The 6,055-nt window shown below is 42.3% G+C and carries 7 protein-coding genes; 2 read left to right on the top strand and 5 right to left on the bottom strand.

The features are described 5' to 3' along the window. On the top strand, positions 1 to 498 hold a 498-nt coding region (locus ACIQ0C_RS10315; RefSeq protein ID WP_403059420.1), incomplete at its 5' end, for an NAD(P)/FAD-dependent oxidoreductase. 78 nt (positions 499 to 576) lie between these two features. Here the strand turns inward: ACIQ0C_RS10315 and chbG are convergent. The 5 genes from chbG to ACIQ0C_RS10290 are packed head-to-tail and all read right to left on the bottom strand — an operon-like array spanning position 577 to position 4,671. After that, complete coding sequence (gene chbG / locus ACIQ0C_RS10310; RefSeq protein ID WP_403059417.1) at positions 577 to 1,308, bottom strand: chitin disaccharide deacetylase; 732 nt, start codon at positions 1,306 to 1,308, stop codon at positions 577 to 579. Further along, on the bottom strand, positions 1,305 to 2,648 hold the full coding sequence (locus tag ACIQ0C_RS10305) for a 6-phospho-beta-glucosidase (protein WP_403059414.1): 1,344 nt from the start codon (positions 2,646 to 2,648) through the stop codon (positions 1,305 to 1,307). The genes chbG and ACIQ0C_RS10305 overlap by 4 nt, the downstream gene beginning before the upstream one ends. Beyond that, positions 2,645 to 2,992 (bottom strand): PTS sugar transporter subunit IIA, encoded by a 348-nt coding sequence (locus ACIQ0C_RS10300; RefSeq protein WP_402839372.1) that lies wholly within the window; start codon positions 2,990 to 2,992, stop codon positions 2,645 to 2,647. The genes ACIQ0C_RS10305 and ACIQ0C_RS10300 overlap by 4 nt, the downstream gene beginning before the upstream one ends. 16 nt (positions 2,993 to 3,008) lie before the next feature. Then, complete coding sequence (locus ACIQ0C_RS10295; RefSeq protein WP_403059411.1) at positions 3,009 to 4,358, bottom strand: PTS sugar transporter subunit IIC; 1,350 nt, start codon at positions 4,356 to 4,358, stop codon at positions 3,009 to 3,011. A gap of 4 nt (positions 4,359 to 4,362) precedes the next feature. Beyond that, positions 4,363 to 4,671, bottom strand: coding sequence for a PTS sugar transporter subunit IIB (locus tag ACIQ0C_RS10290; protein WP_402839375.1), 309 nt, complete (start codon positions 4,669 to 4,671; stop codon positions 4,363 to 4,365). A gap of 286 nt (positions 4,672 to 4,957) precedes the next feature. Here ACIQ0C_RS10290 and ACIQ0C_RS10285 point away from each other — a divergent pair, with 286 nt between their 5' ends. Beyond that, the gene (locus ACIQ0C_RS10285; RefSeq protein ID WP_402839751.1) at positions 4,958 to 5,674 is read left to right on the top strand and encodes a GntR family transcriptional regulator; all 717 of its coding nucleotides are present in this window, start codon (positions 4,958 to 4,960) and stop codon (positions 5,672 to 5,674) included. The last annotated feature ends 381 nt before the right edge of the window (positions 5,675 to 6,055 follow it).

Raw genomic sequence — 6,055 nt, 5'->3', positions numbered from 1 at the left:
CTGCCTGTAACGGGTGTTAAAGGAAATCAAATCGAATTGAAAGACGGACAAACGATAACTGCCAATACGCTTGTTTGGACAGGCGGAGTTGCGGCACTTCCTATCGTAGGCGAATCAGGCCTTGAAGTGGATCGCGGCAAAGCAACCGTTAATGAGTATTTGCAATCCAAATCCCATAATGACGTATTCGTTGTCGGGGACAGTGCCGTTGCGTTCCCTCCAGAAGGCGGCCGTCCATACGCCCCTACTGCACAAAATGCTTGGCAAATGGGTGAGCTTGTTGGATACAACCTATATGCAGCCTTTGAAGGCAAGAAACTTGAAGTATTTTCACCTGTAAACTCAGGTACACTTGCGAGCCTTGGCCGTAAGGATGCGGTGGCAACCGTCGGGGCCAATAACACGTCACTTAAAGGCCTGCCGGCTACATTGATGAAAGAAGCAAGTAATGTTCGCTACCTATCACACATCAAAGCCCTATTCAGCCTAGCTTATTAATTATAAGATAAAGCACTCATAGAATTTAAAAGGACCATTCATCTTGTGATGAATGGCCCTTTTTTGTAATTAAAGAAATCAAATCTTTACTTGGTTGATGCTGAATCTAAGGGAAAATCCCTCAGGTAATTTTGCATTTGTCAAAATCCTGGTTTCTTTTAAGCGTTTATCATTATAAGAGGAGACTTCCTTCAATTCTTCATCCATATAAGCAGGATGGGTCATTATCTCCACACTCTCCCCATCCATTACCCTCCCCTTCAAGTTTTGAAAGTAATCTTCTACCACCATTTCTCCATAAAAATCATCCAGGAATACATCTGTAACGGTTTGAATCCCAGCAAAGTGCCTTCCGGCATTACGCACTGGCAACCCATATTTATCTGACAGCTTTTTAATAACCGGTAGAAATGCTTTGATTCCATGTACATGATGGTGGCTGTCGAAATGAGTCGGGAATAGACCAAATTCCAAGAATCTTTCGATTTGTGCTGACCACTCCCTCTCCAATTCGCTCAAGGAAATACCGGCAGGATCCCCATATACCGCACCTTGCTTCTTAAAGAAACCAGATTCGTCAACCAAACTCGGAACATCACTCAACAAAGGTTTACCCCATGTCAGCACTAAGTGAATACCTACCTTCAACGATGCTGTCTTCTTGGCGATTTCAATCGCATGCTCCGTTGCTTTTGCATTCATCATGATCGTTGCCGAATTGACAATTCCATATTTGTGGCTATCCAAAATCCCATAATTCACCGCTTTAGTTAACCCGAAATCATCTGCATTTACTAGGACTTCAATCATGATAAATGATCCTGCAACTCCTTTTTTTCAAAAAACTGCGGCAGATAATCTTTATGTGCCTCCAGCATTTCGTCTAAGATCTGTTTTGCAACCCGGTCACTTGGAACGAGTGGATTGATCGTCATAGCAAGCAACGCAGTATCATAATCTCCCGAAATTGCAGCTTCGATGGCCACCCTTTCAAAGGATTTGATTTGCTGAATTAACCCGCGGACAGCGACAGGAAGCTCTCCTACATTGATTGGTTTAGGACCATCCTTAGTTATCACGCAACTGGTTTCAATCGCCGATCCGTAAGGGATGCCTTCAATCGCCCCATGGTTGACCGTATTTACCGCTTGAATATCTCGCTTATCCGTATGCATCGAGCAAATCAACCGCACAGCCGCATCACTATAGTACGCACCTCCGCGCTCTTCAAGCTGCGGCGGCTTGATGGCCAGATCTTGGTCTTTGTATAGTTCGAATAAACCTGCTTCAAGTCTTTGAACGACCTCTGCACGTGTTTCCCCTTTTTCCGCATCCTTCAATTCTTGGGCCAGCACATCTCCCGTTTTATAATAGTAGTTGTGGTATGGACACGGAAACAGGTTCAACGCTCTAAGGAATTCCGGCTCCCAGCCCATTGCATGGATATTCTTCATCGTGACAGCTTTAGCTGGATCCGTAATCAAATTGATGATTTGATCTTTGACACTCTTGCCATCAACGAATACATCCAAGCCGTAAACCATATGGTTCAAGCCAGCAAAGTCGATCCGGACTCTGGATGGCTCTACATCCATCAAATCCGCAACACCTCGTTCCATCCCAATCGGCACATTGCAAAGTCCGATGATTTTGGAAATATTACTGTGACGCAGAACTGCTTCCGTTACCATTCCCGCAGGATTCGTGAAGTTAATCAGCCATGCTTCCGGACATAATTCCTCCATCTCATGAGCAATATCCAGAATGACGGGAATCGTTCTAAAAGCCTTGAAAAGCCCGCCTGGTCCATTCGTCTCCTGTCCGATCACTCCGTGTTTCAATGGAATCTTTTCATCAAGAGCCCTAGCTGCGAGCTGGCCAACCCGCAGCTGGGTTGTTACATAATCAGCGCCTTTAAGCGCTTTCTTTCTATCTAGCGTGAGATGGACTTCAATATTCACACCAGCTTTTTCAATCATCCTTCTTGCCAAATTCCCGACAATTTCAAGTTTTTCCTTTCCCGCTTCGATGTCCACGAGCCAAATTTCACTCACAGGAAGTTCTTCATGATATTTGATGAAACCTTCGATCAGTTCAGGCGTATAGCTCGAACCTCCGCCAATCGTGACGATCTTCAACCCCTTGCTCATTCAGCAGCCCTCTCCTTCACAGCATCCGCATGTAAGAATTCTTCGCGTAGATCAATCATTTCAATTGCAAGATCCTTTACAGTCATCGCTGTCATTAAATGATCTTGTGCGTGCACCAGGATAATGGGAAGATCAAAATGGTCCCCGCCTGCCTCAGCATGGATTAATTGGGTTTGGTATTTATGGGCTTGCAGTAATTCCGTTTCTGCTTCGGCTATTTTCACGCGGGCAGAATCAAAATTCCTTTTCTTTGCTTCCTGCATCGCTTCCATTGCAAAGCTTCTCGCATTCCCGCTATATAAAATCAATTGAAAAGATAGTTGGTATAATTCTTCTTTTTCCATTTTCATCACTACTTTCTTAAACGTTTAGCGTTTCTGAATCTTTTGTAAGCTCTGTTTTATTTTTGGTGTCTATCTTCACTTGAGCATAAACGAATGGTAAATAAATCGCTGTTGAAATGACTAAGTTGATTGCAGCCAGGACCGCTCCAGACACATGCCCGCCTGTGGCCAGGAATCCACCCACAATCGGAGGGGTTACCCACGGAATCTTAGCAACGATCGGGAAAACCATTCCGCTGCTTACTGCGATATAAGATATCACCGTTGTAATTACCGGGCCGAGAACAAATGGGATGAACCACATTGGATTCAGAACGATAGGCAATCCGAAAAGAATGGGTTCGTTAATCTGGAACACTCCTGGAGCCCCTCCGAGTGCAATCATCTGTTTATACCGTTTCCGACCGGCAATGATCATGGCAATGATCAAGCCCAATGTTGCACCAGATCCGCCTAAATAAACAAATGCATCCAGGAAAGAACCCGCCAATACCCCGTATTGGTCCATGTCTTTGACACCTTGTGCATATAAATCGATATTTTTCACTCCCGAACTTTCAAAAAGCGGTGTCGTTATCCCGCCAAGGATATTGGGTCCATGCAAACCGATCATCCATAATAAATGAACAAGAAATACTAGTAAAATAGCGAATGGCAATGAATCTACTGCACTTTGTAATGGAGATACAATCACTTTGCTCAGCCAGTCATTCAGTACCTGCCCATCCGTAGCTTTACGGAATAGCAGTCCGAATACTCCAGCAATAAAGATCGTTGCCATACCTGGCACTAACTTTGCAAATGAACGGGCTACCGCTGGAGGTACTCCATCAGGAAGCTTGATGACTAAATATTTCACCCAGGAAAGTCTCACAAAGATTTCAGTGGCTATTAAGGCAACTACAATTCCTGTAAATAGAGCTGTAGCATTAAAATAGTTCACGCTTACAAAACCCCATGCCCCCCCTGTAACATCCTTATCATCGATAGTTAAAGTGACATTTCCGATTTGAGGTAATAATAAAAAGAAACAGGCTGCGGAAACCAGCATCGCTTCAAAACCATCGTCACCGTATGATCGTGCCAATTTATAAGAGATGCCGAATACAGCGAATACCGTCATGAATGCAAAGGTTCCAAACCAAATATCACCTCCCAGCGTATTCCATGCAGGTCCGAAGATGGCCTCCATCATTCTTCCGTAAGGCTTGATGACTTGCCCAAGATTATTAAACAGGACGGCGAATGACCCAATCATTGTAATCGCTATCATTCCTATCAATGCGTCACGAATCGCAAGCAAATGCCGGTTATTTCCTACCTTTACCGCCCCAGGCATAATATACTTATCAATAAAAGTCATCATATCCTTATTCTCCTTTTATTAAAGCAGTGGCTTGTTTTAGTACTTCTTCACCATTACATAGTCCATAGAACATCGGATTGATGGTTGCGACTGGAATTCCCTTTTCTTTCCCCGCTTCCTGTAACTTGGAAAGAAGGTATCTAACCTGTGGACCTAATAAAATCACATCAGCCTTATCTATTTCATTGTTCACTTCTGTAGAACCCACAGCCCATATCTGACATTCTATCCCTTGTTTTTTAGCGCTTTCCTCCATCTTGGTAACTAATAAACTAGTAGACATCCCTGCAGAACAACATAATAAGATATTCATTGAAATTACCCCCCTTTTAATGATTGATTATTCAGTATTTTCAAGTAAGACTAAACCGTATTTTTATAATAATCGATGTTACTTTTTTATCACTTCCCTTGAAAGGCTATATGAAATGGGTATTATTGCCTCCATACATACATTGTAGTTACAAATTAAAAAAATATCAACACAATTTTAAATTTGTTACTACAAATTTGTGAATTAAAGTTGATTATTGAACTTATCCGAGATAATCTATATGTATATATTGGGAATGAACATAGGAGGAATCACTGTGGAGACCATGAATAAAGAAGCGGCATTGCATTCCATAGTCAAGGAATCGATTATCGATCTCATAAAAAATGGCGAATATCAAACAAATACAAAATTACCGACTGAGGCCGAATTTTGTAAAATATACGGAGTAAGCAGGACAACAGTTCGCACGGCCTTACAGCAGTTGAACGTCGAAGGCTATATTTACCGTGTCCAAGGTAAAGGTACTTTCGTTTCGGAAAATAAAGTCAAGCAATTTCTTACAAGCACGGTTGAAAAGTTCTCTGAACAAGTCACGATGCAAGGAAAAAACCCTTCTACAAAGGTCATTAGCTTAAAAGTGATTGAAGCAAATGCTACCCTTGCCAAGCTTTTCAAACAAAATATTGGAGACCCCGTAAACAAACTGGAAAGGATACGTTACGTAAACGACATCCCCCTTCAATATGAAATAGCCTTTCTCCCTTGGTATAAAACACCTGGGCTTAATATCGAAGCCTGTGAAAAATCACTCTTTAAAGTACTTGAAACACAATTCGATTTAAAAGTAAAAAAGACGGTCGAACACTTGGAATTTTCACTTGCCGACGATTCCATTTCTGATAAATTGGAGGTACCGAACGGTTCACCTTGTTTTTCATTGGAAACTTACACATATGAGAATGATGGATCGGTCATTGAATTCTCTAAAACTCTCTTTAGAGGCGATCGTGCTCACTTTGTCATCGAGCGGAACTATTGAAATAAGACGGATGCCTTATTAATAAAGGCATCCTAGACTGTAGACATACTCGATTTTTTTTAGGGGGGTGTAAGATTGGAACGTTGAATTCCACTCCAGGCACTCGCTTTCCGCGGGCGGGTCCGACCTCTGCGCCTTTATGCCTGCGGGGTCTCCCCTGGGACGCGCTTTTCTAAGCAGGTGTCCCGTACACCCGCTCCAATCAACTGGAACGTTTTTTAAATAAAAACTGCATGCAAACCCGTTTTTCTTCTAGAGGCAATCATAACGATTGCCTCTTTTCGTTGCATATTTTTGTATAAATTTACATAATTACAAATACATTCATTATATGAGTAAAATTGACAAATATATCACAATAACCTAATCTAGAAAAGACTA

The organism is Peribacillus sp. NPDC096448, from assembly GCF_044762675.1.
Lineage (GTDB): Bacteria > Bacillota > Bacilli > Bacillales > DSM-1321 > Peribacillus > Peribacillus frigoritolerans_B.
This window is presented reverse-complemented; position numbering and strand designations above follow the sequence as displayed.